Source organism: Flectobacillus major DSM 103, assembly GCF_000427405.1.
GTDB lineage: Bacteria > Bacteroidota > Bacteroidia > Cytophagales > Spirosomataceae > Flectobacillus > Flectobacillus major.
This window is the reverse complement of the sequence record NZ_KE386491.1, coordinates 3755017-3773738: the sequence shown is the minus strand read 5'-3', so window position 1 is coordinate 3773738 and position 18722 is coordinate 3755017. Positions and strand designations below refer to the sequence as shown.

The following is an 18722-nucleotide window of genomic DNA, read 5'->3' as shown; positions in this document are numbered from 1 at the left end:
AAATTATTTTAAAAATAAATTAGCCATTTCTGCCAATCCCAAAATTTTCATAGTAAGATCGCCACTTGGTGAATAACTTGGTGTTGACGATGCAAAGAGTTGCTCAACCAATGTATTCATTTCTTGGTTGGTTAGTCTACTAACACCAAATCGGCCTGCCGAGCGTTTGGCCATGGCTCTTGCCAAGTTTTCGGCTTTGTCTAAATGTAATTCAGCTTCATTTCTTTTGAATTGCTCTAATAATCCTTCTATTAGCTCTTGCTCGTTTTCATCGGGCGAATCGGCAGGAATACCATTCACAATAAATGAATCGTGCCCAATTACGCTTAAATCAAAGCCTAAATTTTTGATTTCATCCTGTATTTCTACCAATAGATGAAAATCGGCAGAGGTTAATTTAATGGTAGACGGAAATAGCAATTGTTGTGATGCCCCATTATTTTTTTGTAAGTGCTGAGCAAACTTTTCGTACAAAATCCGTTCATAAGCCGCCCGTTGGTCTATGAGCAACATTCCCGACTTTACTTGCGAGATAATATACCGATTATGAATTTGGAAAGTAGTAGCATCCGAATCTTGCGAAGTTCGTTGTGGACGAGAATCGGCAATATCATTGGCTTTACTTTTGAGGGTAAAAGGTTGCTGCTCTTGATAATCCGAGCCAAAGTCAAGCCCACTTTGTTGTTTGGGTTGTTGGTCAAAATCATCGGCCGAACGGTTTAGTCCTTCATAAAGTTTATTCCAATTGGTCAAATTAGACTTTTCTCGTGGCGAAGGTTCGGGCTGAGAAAAAGTTGTTTCGGTTCTTCCAATACTTTCCGAGCCATTCATTTTGCTTGGAAAAGGCGTATTACTAAATGAGAAAAACTGATTGGTATAATTGACATCCGTATCAAAATCTAACGAAGGGGTCAAGTTATGCTGGCTCATGGCTTTTCTAACGGCCGCCTGAACAATAGCATATACCGTTCGTTCATCGTCAAACTTGATTTCTGTTTTGGTAGGGTGTACATTAATATCAATATGAACAGGGTCTATTTCAATAAACAATACATAAAAAGGATGCGAACCTTCAGGAATGAGTCCTTCAAAGGAAGTCATTACGGCATGGTTCAAATAGCTATTTTTGATGTACCGATTATTGGCAAAGAAAAACTGTTCGCCTCTAGTTTTTTTGGCAAATTGGGGCTTACCAACAAAACCATGAACGGTTACAAACGATGTTTCTTCTTCGCACGAAGCCAATTGCTCACGGTACGATTTACCAAATAAATCTACAATTCTGCGGCTTAGTTTTCCTGAAGGCAAATTATAAATTTCGGCATCGTTATGATATAAGGTAAAAGCAATTTTAGGATTGGATAATGCCACACGCTGAAACTCCTCGATGATATGACGCATTTCAACGGGGTTCGATTTGAGGAAGTTGCGTCGAGCGGGTACATTAAAAAAGAGATTTTTCACCTGAATATTGCTCCCTTCCATAGTCGACACCGCTTCTTGGGCTTTTAGCTCTGAAGCTTCGATACGTACCAGCGTGCCTAATTCTTCGGTGCTTCTGCGAGTTCTGAGTTCAACCTGCGAAACCGCTGCAATAGAGGCCATAGCTTCGCCTCTAAAACCCATTGTTCGGATTTTAAACAAATCGTCGGAGGTACGGATTTTGGAAGTGGCATGACGCTCAAAACACATTCGGGCATCAGTTTCGGACATTCCTTTGCCGTTGTCTATTACCTGAATCAGTGTTTTGCCTGCTTCTCTTATAATAAGCTGTATTTGGGTGGCTTCTGCATCGATGGAATTCTCTAACAACTCCTTCACCACCGAGGCCGGCCTCTGAACAACCTCCCCAGCAGCAATCTGGTTCGCAATCGAATCAGGAAGCAGTTGAATAATATCTAACATTTGTATTAGCTAATTTTTACGGTTTGTACGCTAATGCCATTTTAACATTAGTATTCGAAAATCACTCTACTAAGTTCGGCATAATCGGAGGGATTCCCAACAAAAAAACTACTTTTGGTAGTGTTTACTCTCTAATATTCTGACAATCAGCTCATAAGAAAGCACTACAAAAATAATACAATATTCTAAAACAATCCAGTAAACATCCTCATTAACAACACTTTGGCGATACGCATGATACGACATCATGGTAGCCCAAGACCATATCAGCACAAATCGGTAAGACGTGAACAAACTAAATACTACGATTGTGGTAATATACCAAGGATGAACCGTCGTGGCATTGAAATAGTAAGTACTAAAGCTAAATAAGGCTATGATAAATATTTGTTCTGAAAGTTTAGTGGTATTTTTTATTATTATTGAATCATATTTGCCCCAAGCTAATAGGAGTATACACACCAAAGAAACTATTCCTAAGCCTCCGCCCGACCACTGGATTATATTGAAACCAGTCAACCAAAAACCCAATGCTCGTATGATATAATAGATGGAAGCATTGAACTCGAATTTTTGAAAATACAAATCCACACTCGACCATACATTGTGGATAACTTGTGAATCTATCAATGGTATCCATGCCAAAGCAAATATGATGCCCGACACCGCTAATATAAAAAAGGCTTTTGACCAACCCAAAAACCGAATCAATACTGGTGCAAGTAATAATGGGATTAGCTTTGTCGATACAGCCAAACTGTACCATAAGGCTATTGATATTCCGTTTGTATATCGCCATGTTTTAGGCGATTCCATTGTTTTGAGAACTCGATAGAACATTCCCAAAAGAAAAAAAATCATAATAGCTTCAAAATGTAGATTTCCTATTAGCTCAACAATTATAAGCGGATTAAAAGCATACCACAAAACTATTCTTGGTGACAAGCCTAGTCGGCTAGCTATTTTCTTTATCCAATAAATATTCCCCCAGTCGGCCAGCAGTATCAATACTCTTAGTGTAACAATACCTATTAGTGTATTATTACAAGATAGCCAAGCTACCAAACCAAAAATAAATTGATTCACTGGTGGATATACTGTATAATAGTTAGGCGAATTGAGCTCTGTAAAATATGGAAGATTGGGATAAGCTGAGGGTAAAATAGCGTAAGGGTTTTGCCCCATAACCAGCATATTACCATCCCAAAGAAATCTATAAAAGTCGTCGGATAGGGCAGGAGTGGCCAATAGCCAAACTCCTTTAACAATAAAGGCCAATCGGAGCAATACCCGCATAGACCCTTCAGAGTGGTTAACTATCCATATATATAACCCAAACAACAAACTTATGATAATAAATAGCTCGCCAAAGTGACTTCTTTTCACTGTATACGCCAATAGGGCGTATCCCAGACAAGTAAATATTCCAGAGGTATAAAGGGCTATCTCTTTTTTTTTACGAAAAACATTGTGCATTTATCCAGAATTCCAAACTAATTTTGAATAGTATTTGTTAGAACAACCAAGTCCAATAAACAAATTACGAAGGAATCATGTTAAAATCACAAATATTTATTTATACAGAATCAACGCCCAATCCTAATTCAATGAAGTTTGTCTTCAATTTTGAATTAGTTCCAGAAGGAGCGTCTTTTGACTATGCAACGCCATCAGAAGCTATTGCAGAAGATAAAAACTCACCTTTGGCTGTTGAGATTTTCGGATTTGATTTTGTGAGAAGAGTGTTTATCTCATCTAACTTCGTTACAATTACCAAAGACGAAGAAACAAAATGGGAAGACCAATTATTTAACTTAAAACAATTTTTGAAAAAATTCTTTGAAGATAAAAAAGAAGTTTTCACTCAATCTACTATCAAAGCTCATGAAACCGCTTCGTCGGGCGAGCCAGATTCAGATACTGTTGTGAAAATCAAGGCTGTTTTAGACCAATATGTTCGTCCTGCTGTTGAATCTGATGGTGGAGCAATCAACTTTCATTCGTTCAACGAGGGTACTGTGAAAGTATTATTACAGGGCTCTTGCTCGGGCTGTCCTTCTTCTACAATGACTTTGAAGGCTGGTATTGAAAATTTACTTACAAGAATGGTTCCTGAGGTGAAAGAAGTAGTAGCCGAAGGTGTTTAATAGCTAATCAAAAAGCCACTAAAAAAAAGCTAGGTAGTTGGGTTCTGTTATAGAGCCCAACTACCTAGCTTTTTTTAGTTAAAGCCGTATAAATGCTTATAAAAGTTTTAGGTTTAATTTAATGCTTGTTTAGCCGTACTGTATCTGTAATTCGGTCTTTGTATCTAAATAGATTTACTATTTTTCGCCATCACTTTTATACATTTTCAGGGGCTTATCTAACTCCAACGCTAGTACAGTCATGTATTGGTCATTGACCTCGGCAGGTATATTTATGTAGACAATTCCTGGTACATTTCCCCATGTCATTTTACTTTGTACTTGGTGGGTCAACAGATGATTTGTACCCACTACACGTATTTTCTTGATGGTATTGTCAAGTCCCTTTAGCATAACTTGTCCGCTGGTATTAGGTTGCAAAAATAAGTACAAGGTAGTTGAATCTTTGGCAATGGTTGTGGGGCCATAAAAATGACCAGCCTCAATACCTGCCAATGTACCAAAAATGGCTTCTTTGTGTTTTTTATTCCATTTACCAAGTTCTTTCAATAAATGTACCTGTTCGGTAGAAATTGTACCATCTTCTTTGGGGCCTATATCAAACAAATACACACCGCCATTGCTAATTACATCGGCAAAAATAGAAATCACTTGATAAGGCGTTTTATAATTGGTATCGTCGGGATGATAGCCCCAATTCAAATTAGAAGTCATACAGGCTTCCCAATATGGAAATTTCTTGGGTTTGGTTGGAGGTATTGTTTGCTCATAGGTTTCATAATTGCCAAAGTCCTGTAATCGGTCGTTGCTAATAGCCCAAGGGTTAGCCTGAAGAATACTAGCATTGATTTTTTCAGCTTGCCATTCTTTAGCATTATGCTCCCATTCGCCATCAAACCACCATAAGTCGGGCTTATAATTGGTATTTAGTTCGGCAATTTGGGCATGCAAAAACTTTTGGAATCTTTGCCAACGAGCAGGATCATTTTCCATTTTATAACGGTTGCTATCTCGTGTAATAGCAGGGTAGTCGGGATGACTCCAGTCGATAAGCGAGAAATATGCCCCCCGCTTAATGCCATATTTATCAAGAGCTTGAAAAAATGGTTTGAGTAAATCTCTTTTAGCAGGAGCGTTCTTTACCACGCTATAATGGTTTTCTTTGGTGGGCCACAAAGCTACACCATCGTGATGTTTGGTTGTAAGTACAGCATAACCAGCCCCACTTTCTTTGATAAGAGCAGCCCATTCTTCGGGATTGTACTTGCTAGCAGTAAAGCCATTGAGCTGACTCATATAATCTTTATAACTGATTTTTTTATTATAAAAACTCCAGCTTTCATCTACTCCTTTTACGGCATAAATACCCCAGTGGATAAATACCCCAAGTTTGGCATCTTGAAACCACTGCATTCTTTCTTGTAACGAATGAGGCACGTTAGTTTGTTGGGCAAGCGATAACTGTCCTCCAAGAACAATCATCAAACCCCATTGAAGGATTCTTGTAATTTTTTTCACGAAATAGATAGTTTTAATATTGAGGAAAATTGGGAAAGCTAATTTAACGATAAAACAGCTTCTTTTGGTAAAGAGAAAAGACTTTTAAAATACCCAATTAATGATATCTGAGGGGTTAAAAAATTTCGAATTTATGAGCCTTATTCCACTTCTATGAATGAAATACAAAGCCTTTTTTAACCCTATTCAGAAATTTGATATAACAGTGCACGCAATCAATTGATACTATAGCACAAAATGGCTTCTGAGCAATTGCCTAAAACCTTCTTGTGCCTTTAGCAAGCAAAATAAAGAGATCGAATATTAAAATTCGGAATGTACCCTCAACGCAAAGGCATGTACTGGGCCACGGTCTTTATTATAGGCAGGATTCATAATAAATTGATAATTGGGAGAAAGGGTTAGCCAGTCAGTAATTTTGGCTGAATAATAGATTTCACTTATGGTTTCGGCAGCATAATTGGGCAATTTACTATCGCCAATAATAAACCCATACCCTCCTTTATTTAAGTAATTACGGTGTTCTTTTGATATACCATTCAATGCTACCGCTAGACCAAACGAATCATCTTGTCTTCCAAAAGGATTGGTATTGACATACCCTGCACTAATAGCTTGGTCTATTTCAGTAAAAGCCCATGTTTCGTTTTTGCCATCGTTGATAGACGCCCGAAAAAATACCCCCGCATCTTTGGCTACAGCTTGTTCCAAATTGATACCAACACCATATTTATTTCTACCAGTAGCTCGTGTAGCAGTTATATCGGGCGAGGTCATTTGAGCAGCCAAATCATAACTACCCATAATAGTTGTTGTATAAAATCCTAGCACTCGTACTTTTCCTACCAAGCCCATGATATTGGTACTTTTTTCTATTTCTAGGGTATTTGACTGGTTGCCAGACCAACTCCAGTTTAGTGTAGGGCCGTTGGCATAGGTAGGTACAAGCGATGTGGCCACACGCACAGCCCATTTTTCACGAACATACTCTAGCAAGGCATTCCAAGTGTATCCTCTTGTATTGGCAGGATAATCCCAAGCTCCATTGGCCATTAATGACCAGTTCATAAACTGGGTTCGAGGGTCGTGTGCATAAAGGTTATTATCAAAAAAATCAGCTATCGAAAACTTACCAAGTACAAATGTTAGTCGATTGAGCGGTCGTTCGCCAGCAATACTATTAATACCATCATCCTCTTTACCAGTAGGATAAGCGTGTTGCTCTCCGATTACGTGCTTACCGAGTTTTCCATTTCGCTCATCAGACAAGGCAATATCTTGACGAATAAACATACGAGCCATATAAATCGCAGGAGCAGGGTTACCTATTCTAAAGCATTCGCCATTAGTAAAACCAGCAATGCCTCGGGCTTGTGAAAGGCCACTACCACCCGCCAATTCAGGGTTGATAAAAAGAGCCGCTCCTGACCAAAGCCTTCGGCCTATAAATATGGTAGTAGTTAAAGAGGTTTGTGTTTCGGCTGTATCTGACAAGCTGTTTGCTCCTTCATAAGGAACTTTAAAAGACGGTTTATGCTGAGAAATAACCGTTTGTTGAAAATGAAGAGACCAATTTTGATTCTGAGTAAAAGCTATATCACAAAAACACCATAGAGCAATAACGCATGCACATACTACTTTTTTCATGCTAATAATCTGATTTTGAAGTGGGAAAGAGTTGATTAAAATTCTGCAAAAGTATAGACTTTCGACGATTTATTGCCTAATATACTTCAATCTAATTGTTTTTAACTAAACGTTAATTTTCTTTAAAAGAGCTTAATTAATTGAAATGCCAAATAACAAGGTTTAACTTTGTAACTACTTTAGATTTTTAAAGGAAATTTTTGATTCATAAAAATATTTTCATGGTAGAAAAACGTTGGATATTTAAGCCTAACCCATCCAATAATACGGTAGAAGAATTGGTGCGAACTATCCAGATATCGCCCGAAATTGCTACACTTCTAGGACAGCGAGGTATTACTTCTTTTGATGAAGCCAAAACCTTTTTTCGTCCAAGTTTAGACCAATTGCATAACCCATTCCTTATGGCCGATATGGATAAGGCTGTAGCTAGACTTACCGAGGCGATTGAACGACAAGAGAAAATTTTGGTGTATGGCGATTACGATGTCGATGGTACTACCTCGGTAGCAACATTCTATGGCTTTTTACATAAAAATGTTTATCAAAATCTTGAGTTTTATATACCCGACCGCTATACCGAAGGATATGGCGTTTCGCAAAAGGGGATTGAATATGCTTACGAAAATGGCTTTAAACTCATTGTAAGCCTCGACTGTGGAATCAAGTCGACAGATAAGGTACAATGGGCTAAAGAACATGGCGTTGATTTTATTATTTGTGACCACCACCGTCCCGACAGCGACCTACCGCCTGCTGTGGCAGTACTAGACCCCAAGCGAGATGATTGTGGCTATCCTTTCAAAGAACTAACGGGCTGTGGGGTTGGCTTCAAGCTTTTGCAGGCTTATTGCCAAGTACATGACATTTCAGAAAGTTTACTATTGCCCTATCTGGATTTAGTTGTAACCAGTATTTCGTGCGACATTGTGCCTATTGTTGGCGAGAATCGGGTGTTGGCTTATTTTGGTTTGCAACAGCTCAACACCTTGCCAAGAACAGGATTGAAAGCCCTCATTAAGTCGGCATCTTTAGAAGGTAAAATGGATATTACCAAAGTGGTTTTTGGCCTTGGCCCAAGAATTAACGCAGCTGGTAGAATCAAACACGCCTACGATGCCGTTAACCTTCTTTTATCTGAAAACGATGAGGAGGCAACCGATTTTGCCCAAATTATTAGTAAACATAATATCGACCGCAAAGGACTTGATACTGCTATTACAGGCGAAGCCCTCGAAATGATTTCGGCCAACGAAGCGTTTGTTTCTGCTAAAAGTACGGTTCTATTCAACGAAAAATGGCATAAAGGGGTTATTGGTATTGTGGCAAGCCGTTGTATCGAGCAATACCACCGCCCCACCATTATTCTTACCGAATCGCATGGCCAAGCCGCTGGTTCTGCTAGGTCTGTACCAGGGTTTGATGTTTATGAAGCAATAGAAGCCTGTTCCGAACATTTGATTCAATTTGGTGGACATACGTTTGCTGCTGGATTATCGTTGGAGATTTCGGAAGTAGAAAATTTCCGTAGAAAATTTGAGGAAATCGTAGCACAGCGTATTTTACCCGAACAACTTTCGCCCATGATTGAGGTAGATTTGAATTTGCCCCTTTCGGCTATTACAGATAAATTCTACCGAATCATGAGTCAGATGTCGCCTTTTGGCCCACTCAATATGACTCCTGTATTTGTGAGTAAGCATGTAAAAATTCATGGTGTGCCCATGAAAATGAAAGAAAAGCATCTTAAATTCAATGCTTATCAAGAAGGCTCTCCTGCCTTTACCTGCGTAGGTTTTGGTATGGTCGACGATTTCTTTGAACGACTCCAAACTACGCCTACTTTCTCGATTTGCTATACCATAGAAATCAACGAGTGGCAAGGTAAGAAAAGCTTTCAGCTGATGTTGAAAGATATAAAGTTTGACAACGATTAGCGTTAATATGATTTTATTTCCATCCAAGACAAAATATGATACTCAGAACAGAGAATTTAGTTAAGAAATACGGACAGCGTTTGGTCAACAACAACGTAAGTTATCAAGTAGCACAAGGCGAAATTGTAGGCTTGCTTGGCCCCAATGGAGCAGGCAAAACAACGTCGTTTTATATGGCTACTGGCTTAGTAAAACCCAACTCTGGCAAAGTTTACCTCGACGATATAGATGTAACCGACCTACCCATGTATAAACGTGCTAGGCTAGGTATAGGCTATTTGGCTCAAGAAGCATCGGTATTTAGAACCCTCTCGGTAGAAGAGAATATCTTAGCTGTTTTGGAAATGACAAGTCTTTCGAAGAAAGAACAAAAAGAGAAAACCGAACAACTCTTAGAAGAGTTTTCGCTAACTCATGTAAGAAAAAACTTGGGTCAAGTATTGTCGGGGGGCGAGCGGCGGCGTACCGAAATTGCTCGGGCTTTGGCTGTAGACCCTAAATTTATTTTGTTGGACGAACCCTTTGCGGGAGTTGACCCTATTGCTGTTGAAGAAATTCAAGGTATTGTGGCTAAGCTAAAATTTCGTAATATCGGTATTCTTATTACCGACCACAATGTCGACGAAACCTTGTCGATTACCGACCGTGCCTATTTACTTTTTGAAGGAAAAATCCTCAAGGCAGGCACTCCACAAGAATTGGCCGATGACGAACAAGTAAGAAGACTTTACTTAGGGAAACATTTTGAGCTAAAAAGAAAAATCTAATGGAGAGTCTCCTTCAATACCGCCAAAGACTTTATTTCGCCCATCGACTCTATGTGCAAATGAAACCATTGGAGCGTTATTGCCAAAATAGTATTTCGCTGAGTAAGTGTTAATAGGGGAGGCCTGTCATATTCTGATACCAATAGCGATTCGATAGCAATAACAACAGACTTGTCTTGGATGGTCAGTCCGTGTAAAGCTAATTCATCGGCCATTTCTTGAGCTGTTTCAGGCAGAAAGCCTAGATACGCCGACAGCTTCAGTAAAAACTGTAAATGGAAATTTTGAAAATGATCTTTGGCTTCATCAAGCCACACAATCGAATCATTCACAAAAGCAAATAATTGCTTATTGGCCATTTCCTCTTTCAGGGTTTTTACCAGTATTTCAGTAATAAACATGGCAATAGAAGACTTGGCTATTTGATACGGAATTTCATGGAAAGGATGATTACATTTTATTTCGGCAATACGTTGAATATCCTTTCCTTCTTTATGATAAATCACCAAATCTAAGAGAGTTAAAGGCTGAAACAACGCAATTTTATTCTTCGACCTTGAGCTTCTCACACCATTTTCGATATAGGTCTGAATACCAAACTCTTCAGTATAAATCTTCACGATAATAGACGTTTCTTTATACTTTACATAATTGATAACTATTCCCTTTGATTTATTCAACATACCATTACGATTCTTCGTGTCTCCATTTCAATTTTTCAACAGGAATACGCTGTTCTATTTGTTCTCTTAATATGTGCATAATTTCGTCGGTAGACATATCTGGGTCAAACCTGATAGGAGCTTTAAATGTTACAGACAGCGTTGTATTACGTTTTTTGAAAAGCAATCCTTTTTTATCAAAAGCCCTTCTAAAACCGTTAATTACAACAGGCACAACAATAGGGTTATGAGCCTTGATTAAATGAGCCGTTCCTTTACGAAGTGGGGCGTAAGGAGTGGTTGTTCCTTGCGGAAAGCTAACAACCCAGCCATATTTTAATCCTTTTCCAACTTTGTCATTGGCCGAAGAATCTACCTCTCTTTGTACATTCTGCCCTTTGGCTCGCCACGAGCGATTCACCAAAATAGCTCCAGCCTGCGAGAAAATACGTGGCAACAAACCTCCTTCTTTCATCGTTTCGGAAGCCGCTACATAAAATAGTCGTGACCTAGGGGCCAACAAATATACTGGGAAATTAATCGAATTACGAAAGCCCCATTTTACACTAAAGAAAACATGATACAAACATATTACATCCATGAAATAGGTTTGATGGTTGGATAGAAATAATACGCCTGTTTGTGGTAAATTTTCTAAATGTTCTGTACCCGAAATTCGGGTTTTGTTATATACCCGCAACCGCCCATAAGTAATCCAACCTAATACAAACATGATGATTCTTTTTACTATCATGGAATTGCCAAATGGGTCTCTTTCCAAAATACCAAAAACATCAAACATAGATAAAAAACTCTTGATATGCAGCTTCATTTTTTTTAATTAGCAGTTTTGAGATGAATCTATTTGGATAACCCTATAACCTGTCTGGGCACTTATCCCAAAATCGAAGATAGATATTTTTTTGATAAAATTATATGGCTTTAGCAAATTGAAGCAATTCTACAACTTGTTAGGTTTAACCTATTTTGCCATCTAAAGACAAATAAAATATATACCGACCAAACGTTCATTCTATAATAAATCAATCGAAATAACGCTATTTATGATATATTTTATAGGCATATTACCCTCACCTAAAGTACCTTTAGCTTCATGAAGAATAGAGCATTGTCTGTTTTAACGGCATTGGCCAAAGGCCTATTGATAGAAATCTTTATCAAATACTCGACTGAACGTTTAATCGAAATATAACTTATTGAAAATCAATATTTATTACATTTCGCTCAAACTCTTAGCTAATGATATTGTTATCTTAAAAACAACCCTTTCAATCATGAATATACTCATTACAGGTGGTACTGGACTTGTAGGCAGCCGTTTAACAGCCCTACTAATAGCTCAAGGTCATACGGTTTCGCACCTAAGTCGTACTCCTACTAATACCAATACGCAAGTAAAAACCTATCATTGGGATATAGCCAAAGGAATCATCGACGACGAGGCTTTACTTCAGGCCGACTATTTGGTTCATTTGGCAGGAGCTGGTATTGCTGATAAGCCTTGGACAGACGCCCGAAAACAAGAAATCATCTTTTCACGGACAGCCTCCATTGAGCTTATTGCTAAAAAGCTTGGTTCACTCAAGCATCATATCAAGGCGTTTGTGTCGGCTTCGGGTATTGGCTATTATGGAGCTGATACTGGCGAGGAGCGTATCTCGGAAGAATACCCACATGGTCATGATTTTGTGGCCACATGTACGCTTGCTTGGGAAGCCTCAGCCGATACAATAGCAACTTTGGGCATTCGTACTACCAAACTTAGAATAGGTATTGTACTGAGCAATCAAGGAGGAGCATTGCCCAAAATCACCCTTCCAATTAAGTGGGGCGTTGGAGCGGCACTTGGTACTGGCAAGCAATTTCAGTCATGGATTCATATTGATGATTTGTGTAAATTATTTATCAAATCGCTGTTTGATGAACAAATGAAGGGAATATATAATGCAGTAGCTCCTAACCCAGCAACCAACCGAACGCTCACTCGATTATCTGCACAGGTATTAAAACGTCCATTATGGCTTCCCAATGTACCTGCTTTTGCATTAAAGCTAGTATTTGGAGAACTAGCCTGTTTGGTACTAGGAGGTAATTATGTACTTAATAATCGTATCAAAAAAGAGACCGACTTTGTGTACCAATTTGAAGACCTATCATTGGCACTTAACGATATTTTATCGCATTGATTTCTACACTTTCCAGAAAAGAGCTTATTTTGTGTTTCTTAATATATTATTCAATTTAGTCACACAAACTTTTCAGCATGAAAAATATTTTAGTGTATTGCGGCTCGTCGTTAGGCTTCAATGAAATTTATAAAAATACTGCTACCCAAGCAGGAAAAACATTAGCAGATAAAGATAAAACATTAGTTTATGGTGCTGGAAGCGTTGGTATCATGGGTACGATTGCTGATGCGGTGTTAGCCAATAAGGGTAAGGTGATAGGTGTGATTCCATCATTTATGGAAAAGTGGGAGGTACAACATACTGGTCTTACCGAAACGCATGTGGTAGAAACGATGCACGAACGCAAACAATTAATGGCCAAAATTTCGGATGGCGTTGTTGCTTTGCCTGGTGGCTGGGGTACACTCGACGAGCTTTTTGAAATACTTACTTGGAAGCAACTCAGCCTCCATCAAATGCCTGTAGGCTTATTGAATGTCAATGGCTTTTTTGACCCACTTATTCAAATGATGGCCAAGATGGTTGAGGAGGGTTTCTTGAAACAAGTAAACCTCGATATGCTTTTTATTGATGATAATTTTGAAAGCTTACTCAATAGAATGGAACAAGCCGACTACCCAGATTTCCCTGTTGGTAAGTGGATTGATAAAGCCTAACAATCTTTTTTACGCCTATTCGTTTTGCCTAATATTAATCATTCGTTATTCAAGCACGCTATTTTTGGAATGAAAAACCATAACAACATACTCGCTTACCTTCTGGTTGGCACGGTTTCGATGACCGATATTCTCGCTCAAAACAAACCCGAAAACCTTGGTACGGCGGTTAATACCGAATATTCTGAACTGAACCCTGTGATGGCTCCTGATGGAAAAACCCTTTATTTTGGTCGCAAAAATCACCCTCAAAATAAGTACGGTGTCAATGGCTCTGAACAAATTGCGGGTTCACAAGACATTTGGTTTTCGGAAAACACAATGGGGGCATGGACCAACGCTCGCCGAATGCCCGAAACCCTTAATCGAGACCAATATAACAGTATTCTGAGTATTTCGCCCGATGGCCAAACCATCTTGGTAAAGGGGTCTTATGTAAATGGCCAGTATGAAACTCGTGGTTTTTCGATTGCCAAAAAAACTGAAACGGGCTGGAGTGTTCCCAAAAAAATAGACGTGCCTAAATATGAACGTTTGAGTCGTGGGAAAAACGAATATGGCTTTCTATCGGCCGATGGAAAGGTTTTATTAATGGCTTTTTCCGAAAAAAAGAACTCAGATGAAGACGATATTTATGCTTCTTTCCTTGAAAATGATGGCACTTGGTCTACTCCAATGAATCTTGGCGATGACATCAATACCAATAGTACCGAAACCACCCCTTTCCTAGCTGCCGACGGCAAAACACTCTATTTCTCAAGCAATCGTGAAGGGGGCAAGGGTAGTAATGATATTTATGTTGCTAAGAGAAAAGACGATACGTGGATTCATTGGACTGAACCTCAAAATATTGGTGAACCTATCAATACCGAGGAATATGACGCTTATTATACCATTCCTGCTTCTGGCGATTATGCTTATTTTATTTCTGGCAAAGGGTCGCTTGGCAAAAAAGATATTTTCCGCCTTAAACTAGATGTTTCGCAGAGCAGCCCCATTCAGGCTCAACCAGCCAACAACCCTTCTATTTTGGCTAGTAAAAAACCTGCAGACAAGCCTGAAAATACCAAATCAGACCCAGTGGTATTAGTTTCGGGAAAACTGATAGATAGCAAAACAGGTAAAGTACCTAAAAATGCCAAAATTATTTATGAAGATTTAACTACAGGAAAAGAACTTGGCCAAGCCAGCCCCGACCCTATTAGTGGTATTTACAAAATTGTATTGCCTTATGGCAAAAACTATGGTATTACCACACAAATAGAAGGATATGTGGGTAGCTCGCAAAATATCGACCTCAGTAAAATCAATGGTAAATACCTTGAAATAGAAGGTAAAGATATAGCTGTAGCTCCTATTGAGGCAGGTACAAAAGTAACAATGAATAACATCTTCTTCGAGTTTGGAAAAGCAGCTCTTCGTCCTGAGTCTTATCCAGAGCTAAATCGTATTGCTGATTTTCTCAAAACTAATAGTCGTATTACCACCGAAATCAGTGGACATACAGACAACGTAGGCACAGACGAAATCAATAACCGCCTTTCGCAAGAGCGAGCCGATATTGTACGCACCTACCTACTTGGCCGTGGTATTGCCCCCGAACGCATCACTGCCAAAGGATATGGCAAAAACAGGCCAAAAGTAGCAAACGATACTCCCGAAAATCAGGCCATTAACCGACGGGTAGAATTTGAGATTTTGAAGAATTAAAACTTTTTCCCGCTTTTTCCCGTTATTTTTGTAATATACATAGCCACAAAGACTCAAATATTCGGTATTTGGGTCTTTGTGGCTAATGGTGTTTTGTCTTTCATACTTTCTTATTTCCTTAAATCATGCTCGTTAAAGATTTCCTAAAGCTCTACCGTGAAGACAGTTTTGTGCAAATGATTTCGGAGCAACTCAAGTCTATTTCTCAATATCCACATATTCAAGTTAAAGGATTAATGGGAAGTTTGGACGCTATTTTGGCCGCATCGTTATACCTCCAAAATACCAGTCAGTCGCATTTATTCATTTTGCCCGACCGTGAAGAAGCTGCCTATTTCATCAACGACTTACAAAGTTTGCTTGGCGACGAAATACCCCTACTTTTTCCAATGTCTTACAAAAAGGCTTATCAGTACGAAGATATCGACAATGCCAATGTTTTGATGCGTGCCGAGGTATTAAATAAGCTCAACAATAACCCCAAATCTGAAGGTATTATCATTGTTTCATATCCTGAAGCTCTTTCTGAAAAGGTTATTAACCGACGTTCTCTGCTCAAAAATACCCTTACTGTTTCTATCAACGAAAAACTAGACACGGCATTTTTGGCCGAAATGCTAAGCAGTTATGATTTTGAAAAAACAGATTTTGTTTTTGAAGCTGGCCAGTTTTCTATTAGGGGTGGTATCATAGATGTCTTTAGCTATGCCAACGAGCTACCTTACCGTATCGACCTCTTTGGCGATGAAGTCGAAAGTATTCGTACTTTCGACCCCGAAACCCAATTATCGGTAGAATCTGTTTCTAGAATCAATATTATTCCTGATGTGCAAACCAAATTGATTCAAGAAACCAGAGAACCTTTTTTGAGTTTTTTCCCCGAAAATACCCGTCTTTGGTTTAAGGATGTAGAAATGACTTTGGAAATCGTTGAGAAATGTTTTGAAAAAGTAGAAACTAATTTGCAGCAAATTTTGGCTCGAAGTGGCGGTATTCAGGTAGTTTCCGACCCCAACCAACTTTTTGAAACCCGCAAAAGTTTTCTTAATCAGATAAAAACATTTGGTACTGTTGAGTTTGGAAAAAGATTTTATTTTAAAACTGGAACTGAAAAGCTGCTTTATCAAGCAAAAGTACAGCCTTCATTCAACAAAGATTTTAAACGCCTTGCCGATAACCTACGAGAGCATCAAGGTTTTCATTTTACCAACATCATTTCGTCCGAATCGCATCGGCAGTTAGAACGACTCACCACGATTTTTGAAGAAATAGACCAGAATGTAAGGTTTCAGCCTCTCAATATTTCGTTGAGAGAAGGTTTTATTGATGAACAAAACAAAATTACTTGTTATACCGACCACCAAATCTTTGATAGATTTCATCGTTTTCGTGAAAAAAGCAAATATTCAAAATCAAAAGCTCTTACTCTTAAAGAACTAAAATCGCTACAAGTGGGCGACTATGTTACCCATGTCGACTACGGAATTGGGCGTTTTGCGGGACTCGATAAAGTAACCGTTGGGCAATCCGAACAGGAAGCTATTAGGCTTATATTTAGAGACAATGACGTATTGATGGTTTCGATTCATTCTTTACACAAAATTTCTAAATATTCTGGCCGTGAAGGTGGTCCCCCAACCATGTCAAAATTGGGTTCGCCAGAATGGGAAAACAAAAAATCTAGGGTAAAAAAACAAGTTCAGGATATTGCCAAAGAGCTTATTGCCCTTTATGCACAACGCAGAATGGCCAAAGGGTTTGCTTTTTCGCCCGATAGTTTCCTTCAAGCCGAACTCGAATCGTCATTTATCTATGAAGATACCCCCGACCAAGCTAAGGCAACAGCCGACGTAAAAGCCGATATGGAGAAACCTAACCCAATGGATAGGTTGGTTTGTGGAGATGTAGGTTTTGGCAAAACAGAAGTAGCTATTCGTGCGGCATTCAAGGCCGTTGCCGATTCCAAACAAGTGGCCATTTTAGTACCTACAACGGTACTAGCCATGCAACATTTCAGAACTTTCAGAGATAGACTAGAGCATTTTCCTTGTCGTGTAGAATATATCAACCGTTTTAAATCGACCCAACAAATCAAAGAAACCCTCAAAAGGGTAGCCAATGGCCAAACCGATATTCTGATTGGTACGCACCGTATTGTTAATAAAGACGTACTTTTCAAAAACCTTGGCTTGATGATTATTGACGAAGAGCAAAAGTTTGGAGTAAAAGTAAAAGACCGCCTCAAAGAAATGCGGGTAAATATAGACGTGCTTACCCTAACAGCCACGCCAATTCCAAGGACGCTTCATTTTTCGCTTATGGGAGCACGTGATTTGTCGGTAATAGCAACACCTCCGCCCAACCGTCAGCCTGTTACGACCGAACTACATGTTTTTAACGATATTCTTATTCGTGATGCTGTTAGTTATGAGCTAAAACGTGGTGGTCAAGTCTATTTTGTTCATAATCGTGTTGGCGAATTAGAATCAATAGCTAATACAATACTGAGGCTTGTTCCCGATGCCAAAATAGGGATTGCTCATGGACAAATGGATGGCGAAAAGCTCGAAAAAGTAATGATGGGCTTTATAGAAGGGCATTATGATGTATTGGTTTCTACCAATATCATAGAATCAGGCTTAGATATTCCAAATGCCAATACCATGATTATCAACCATGCCAATCACTTTGGGCTTTCTGATTTGCACCAGATGCGGGGTAGGGTAGGGCGTTCAAATAAAAAGGCTTTTTGTTATTTGCTAACCCCTGCCTTATCATTGCTTACAACCGATGCCCGAAAAAGATTGGGAGCATTAGAAGAGTTTTCGGATTTGGGCGATGGTTTCAAAGTAGCTATGCGAGATTTAGATATTCGTGGGGCGGGTAACCTACTTGGAGCCGAACAGAGTGGCTTTATTACAGACCTTGGTTATGAAATGTATCATAAAATTTTGGATGAAGCAGTTCAGGAATTAAAGGAAAATGAATTCAGAGCTTTATTTGAACAAGATTTGTCTGAAACGGCTCAAAAATTGAAAGTTGACTGCCAAATAGAAACTGACTTACAAGTACTTATTCCAGAACAATATGTTAGCAGTATTTCGGAGAGGCTTTCGCTTTATACTCAACTCGACGATATGAAATCGGAAGAAGACCTTCAAAATTTCCAAAAATCAGTATTGGATAGATTTGGGCCGATTCCACCTGAAGTCAACGATATGATTGATATTGTGCGTGTTAGATGGAAAGCCGAAATGCTAGGAATCGAAAAAATATTACTCAAGAATAATAACTTAAAGTGTTTCTTCGTTTCTTCCCAGAACGAAAGGTATTATAAATCAGCAGTTTTTGGCAAGATTCTTGATTATATTAAAGTCAACTCTAAGAAATGTTCGATGAAAGAAGCCAAAGGGCGTATCATGTTGATTTTTGAAAAAATAACCTCTATCGACGAGTTGAATGCTATTTTAACCAACATTATTGCACGATAATTCCTCGAAGAGCCTAAGTGTAAGGCAAAAACATTTTAGGAAAAGCACAAACAAATTGCCTATTACAAAAGG

Annotated in this window: 13 protein-coding genes; 7 read left to right on the top strand and 6 right to left on the bottom strand. The window is 38.9% G+C overall.

Annotated features, from left to right (window positions below):
* Window positions 1-3: 3 nt before the first annotated feature.
* Together mutL and FLEMA_RS71510 are read right to left on the bottom strand one after the other, a co-directional pair.
* The gene (gene mutL, locus FLEMA_RS71515; RefSeq protein ID WP_044172503.1) at window positions 4-1905 is read right to left on the bottom strand and encodes a DNA mismatch repair endonuclease MutL; all 1902 of its coding nucleotides are present in this window, start codon (window positions 1903-1905) and stop codon (window positions 4-6) included.
* A gap of 108 nt (window positions 1906-2013) precedes the next feature.
* A complete protein-coding gene (locus tag FLEMA_RS71510) occupies window positions 2014-3291 on the bottom strand; it encodes an MptA/MptB family glycosyltransferase (RefSeq protein ID WP_159102708.1) in 1278 nt (425 codons plus the stop codon).
* A gap of 167 nt (window positions 3292-3458) precedes the next feature.
* On the opposite strand from FLEMA_RS71510, the gene FLEMA_RS0136885 reads away from it, so the two are divergent.
* A complete protein-coding gene (locus FLEMA_RS0136885; protein ID WP_026997902.1) occupies window positions 3459-4052 on the top strand; it encodes a NifU family protein in 594 nt (197 codons plus the stop codon).
* A 177-nt stretch (window positions 4053-4229) separates the two neighbouring features.
* Here the strand turns inward: FLEMA_RS0136885 and FLEMA_RS71505 are convergent, their stop codons facing one another.
* Window positions 4230-5570: an alpha-L-fucosidase gene (locus FLEMA_RS71505; protein WP_218918538.1), complete on the bottom strand. Its 1341-nt coding sequence runs from the start codon at window positions 5568-5570 to the stop codon at window positions 4230-4232.
* 303 nt (window positions 5571-5873) lie between these two features.
* Window positions 5874-7217, bottom strand: a complete 1344-nt coding sequence (locus tag FLEMA_RS71500; RefSeq protein WP_044172502.1) for a carbohydrate porin — start codon at window positions 7215-7217, stop codon at window positions 5874-5876.
* Between the two features lie 221 nt (window positions 7218-7438).
* On the opposite strand from FLEMA_RS71500, the gene recJ reads away from it, so the two are divergent.
* A complete protein-coding gene (recJ, locus tag FLEMA_RS0136800) occupies window positions 7439-9154 on the top strand; it encodes a single-stranded-DNA-specific exonuclease RecJ (protein WP_026996584.1) in 1716 nt (571 codons plus the stop codon).
* A gap of 35 nt (window positions 9155-9189) precedes the next feature.
* Window positions 9190-9921 carry an LPS export ABC transporter ATP-binding protein gene (gene lptB / locus FLEMA_RS0136790; protein ID WP_026997901.1) on the top strand — a complete coding sequence of 244 codons (732 nt, stop codon included), beginning with the start codon at window positions 9190-9192 and terminating at the stop codon, window positions 9919-9921.
* Here the strand turns inward: lptB and recO are convergent.
* Together recO and FLEMA_RS71490 are read right to left on the bottom strand one after the other, a co-directional pair.
* On the bottom strand, window positions 9918-10604 hold the full coding sequence (gene recO, locus FLEMA_RS71495; protein ID WP_044172500.1) for a DNA repair protein RecO: 687 nt from the start codon (window positions 10602-10604) through the stop codon (window positions 9918-9920). The two genes, lptB and recO, sit on opposite strands and share 4 nt — an antisense overlap.
* Window positions 10605-10608: 4 nt before the next feature.
* Window positions 10609-11415, bottom strand: a complete 807-nt coding sequence (locus FLEMA_RS71490; protein WP_044172498.1) for a lysophospholipid acyltransferase family protein — start codon at window positions 11413-11415, stop codon at window positions 10609-10611.
* A 463-nt stretch (window positions 11416-11878) separates the two neighbouring features.
* Here FLEMA_RS71490 and FLEMA_RS0136735 point away from each other — a divergent pair, with 463 nt between their 5' ends.
* From FLEMA_RS0136735 to mfd, 4 genes are all read left to right on the top strand, one after another.
* A complete protein-coding gene (locus FLEMA_RS0136735; protein WP_026996582.1) occupies window positions 11879-12790 on the top strand; it encodes a TIGR01777 family oxidoreductase in 912 nt (303 codons plus the stop codon).
* Between the two features lie 77 nt (window positions 12791-12867).
* Window positions 12868-13449 (top strand): LOG family protein, encoded by a 582-nt coding sequence (locus FLEMA_RS71485; RefSeq protein ID WP_044172496.1) that lies wholly within the window; start codon window positions 12868-12870, stop codon window positions 13447-13449.
* Window positions 13450-13518: 69 nt separating this feature from the next.
* Window positions 13519-15159, top strand: a complete 1641-nt coding sequence (locus FLEMA_RS0136710) for an OmpA family protein (RefSeq protein ID WP_026996579.1) — start codon at window positions 13519-13521, stop codon at window positions 15157-15159.
* Window positions 15160-15284: 125 nt separating this feature from the next.
* Complete coding sequence (mfd, locus tag FLEMA_RS0136705; RefSeq protein ID WP_026996578.1) at window positions 15285-18650, top strand: transcription-repair coupling factor; 3366 nt, start codon at window positions 15285-15287, stop codon at window positions 18648-18650.
* The last annotated feature ends 72 nt before the right edge of the window (window positions 18651-18722 follow it).

What these genes read in the sequence shown, in the direction of transcription:
- recO (WP_044172500.1), bottom strand. Translation starts at nt 10,604, where the DNA reads ATGTTGAATAAATCAAAGGGAATAGTTATCAATTATGTAAAGTATAAA.
- lptB (WP_026997901.1), top strand. Translation starts at nt 9,190, where the DNA reads ATGATACTCAGAACAGAGAATTTAGTTAAGAAATACGGACAGCGTTTG.
- FLEMA_RS71485 (WP_044172496.1), top strand. Translation starts at nt 12,868, where the DNA reads ATGAAAAATATTTTAGTGTATTGCGGCTCGTCGTTAGGCTTCAATGAA.
- FLEMA_RS71490 (WP_044172498.1), bottom strand. Translation starts at nt 11,415, where the DNA reads ATGAAGCTGCATATCAAGAGTTTTTTATCTATGTTTGATGTTTTTGGT.
- FLEMA_RS0136710 (WP_026996579.1), top strand. Translation starts at nt 13,519, where the DNA reads ATGAAAAACCATAACAACATACTCGCTTACCTTCTGGTTGGCACGGTT.
- mutL (WP_044172503.1), bottom strand. Translation starts at nt 1,905, where the DNA reads ATGTTAGATATTATTCAACTGCTTCCTGATTCGATTGCGAACCAGATT.
- mfd (WP_026996578.1), top strand. Translation starts at nt 15,285, where the DNA reads ATGCTCGTTAAAGATTTCCTAAAGCTCTACCGTGAAGACAGTTTTGTG.
- FLEMA_RS71500 (WP_044172502.1), bottom strand. Translation starts at nt 7,217, where the DNA reads ATGAAAAAAGTAGTATGTGCATGCGTTATTGCTCTATGGTGTTTTTGT.
- FLEMA_RS0136735 (WP_026996582.1), top strand. Translation starts at nt 11,879, where the DNA reads ATGAATATACTCATTACAGGTGGTACTGGACTTGTAGGCAGCCGTTTA.
- recJ (WP_026996584.1), top strand. Translation starts at nt 7,439, where the DNA reads ATGGTAGAAAAACGTTGGATATTTAAGCCTAACCCATCCAATAATACG.
- FLEMA_RS0136885 (WP_026997902.1), top strand. Translation starts at nt 3,459, where the DNA reads ATGTTAAAATCACAAATATTTATTTATACAGAATCAACGCCCAATCCT.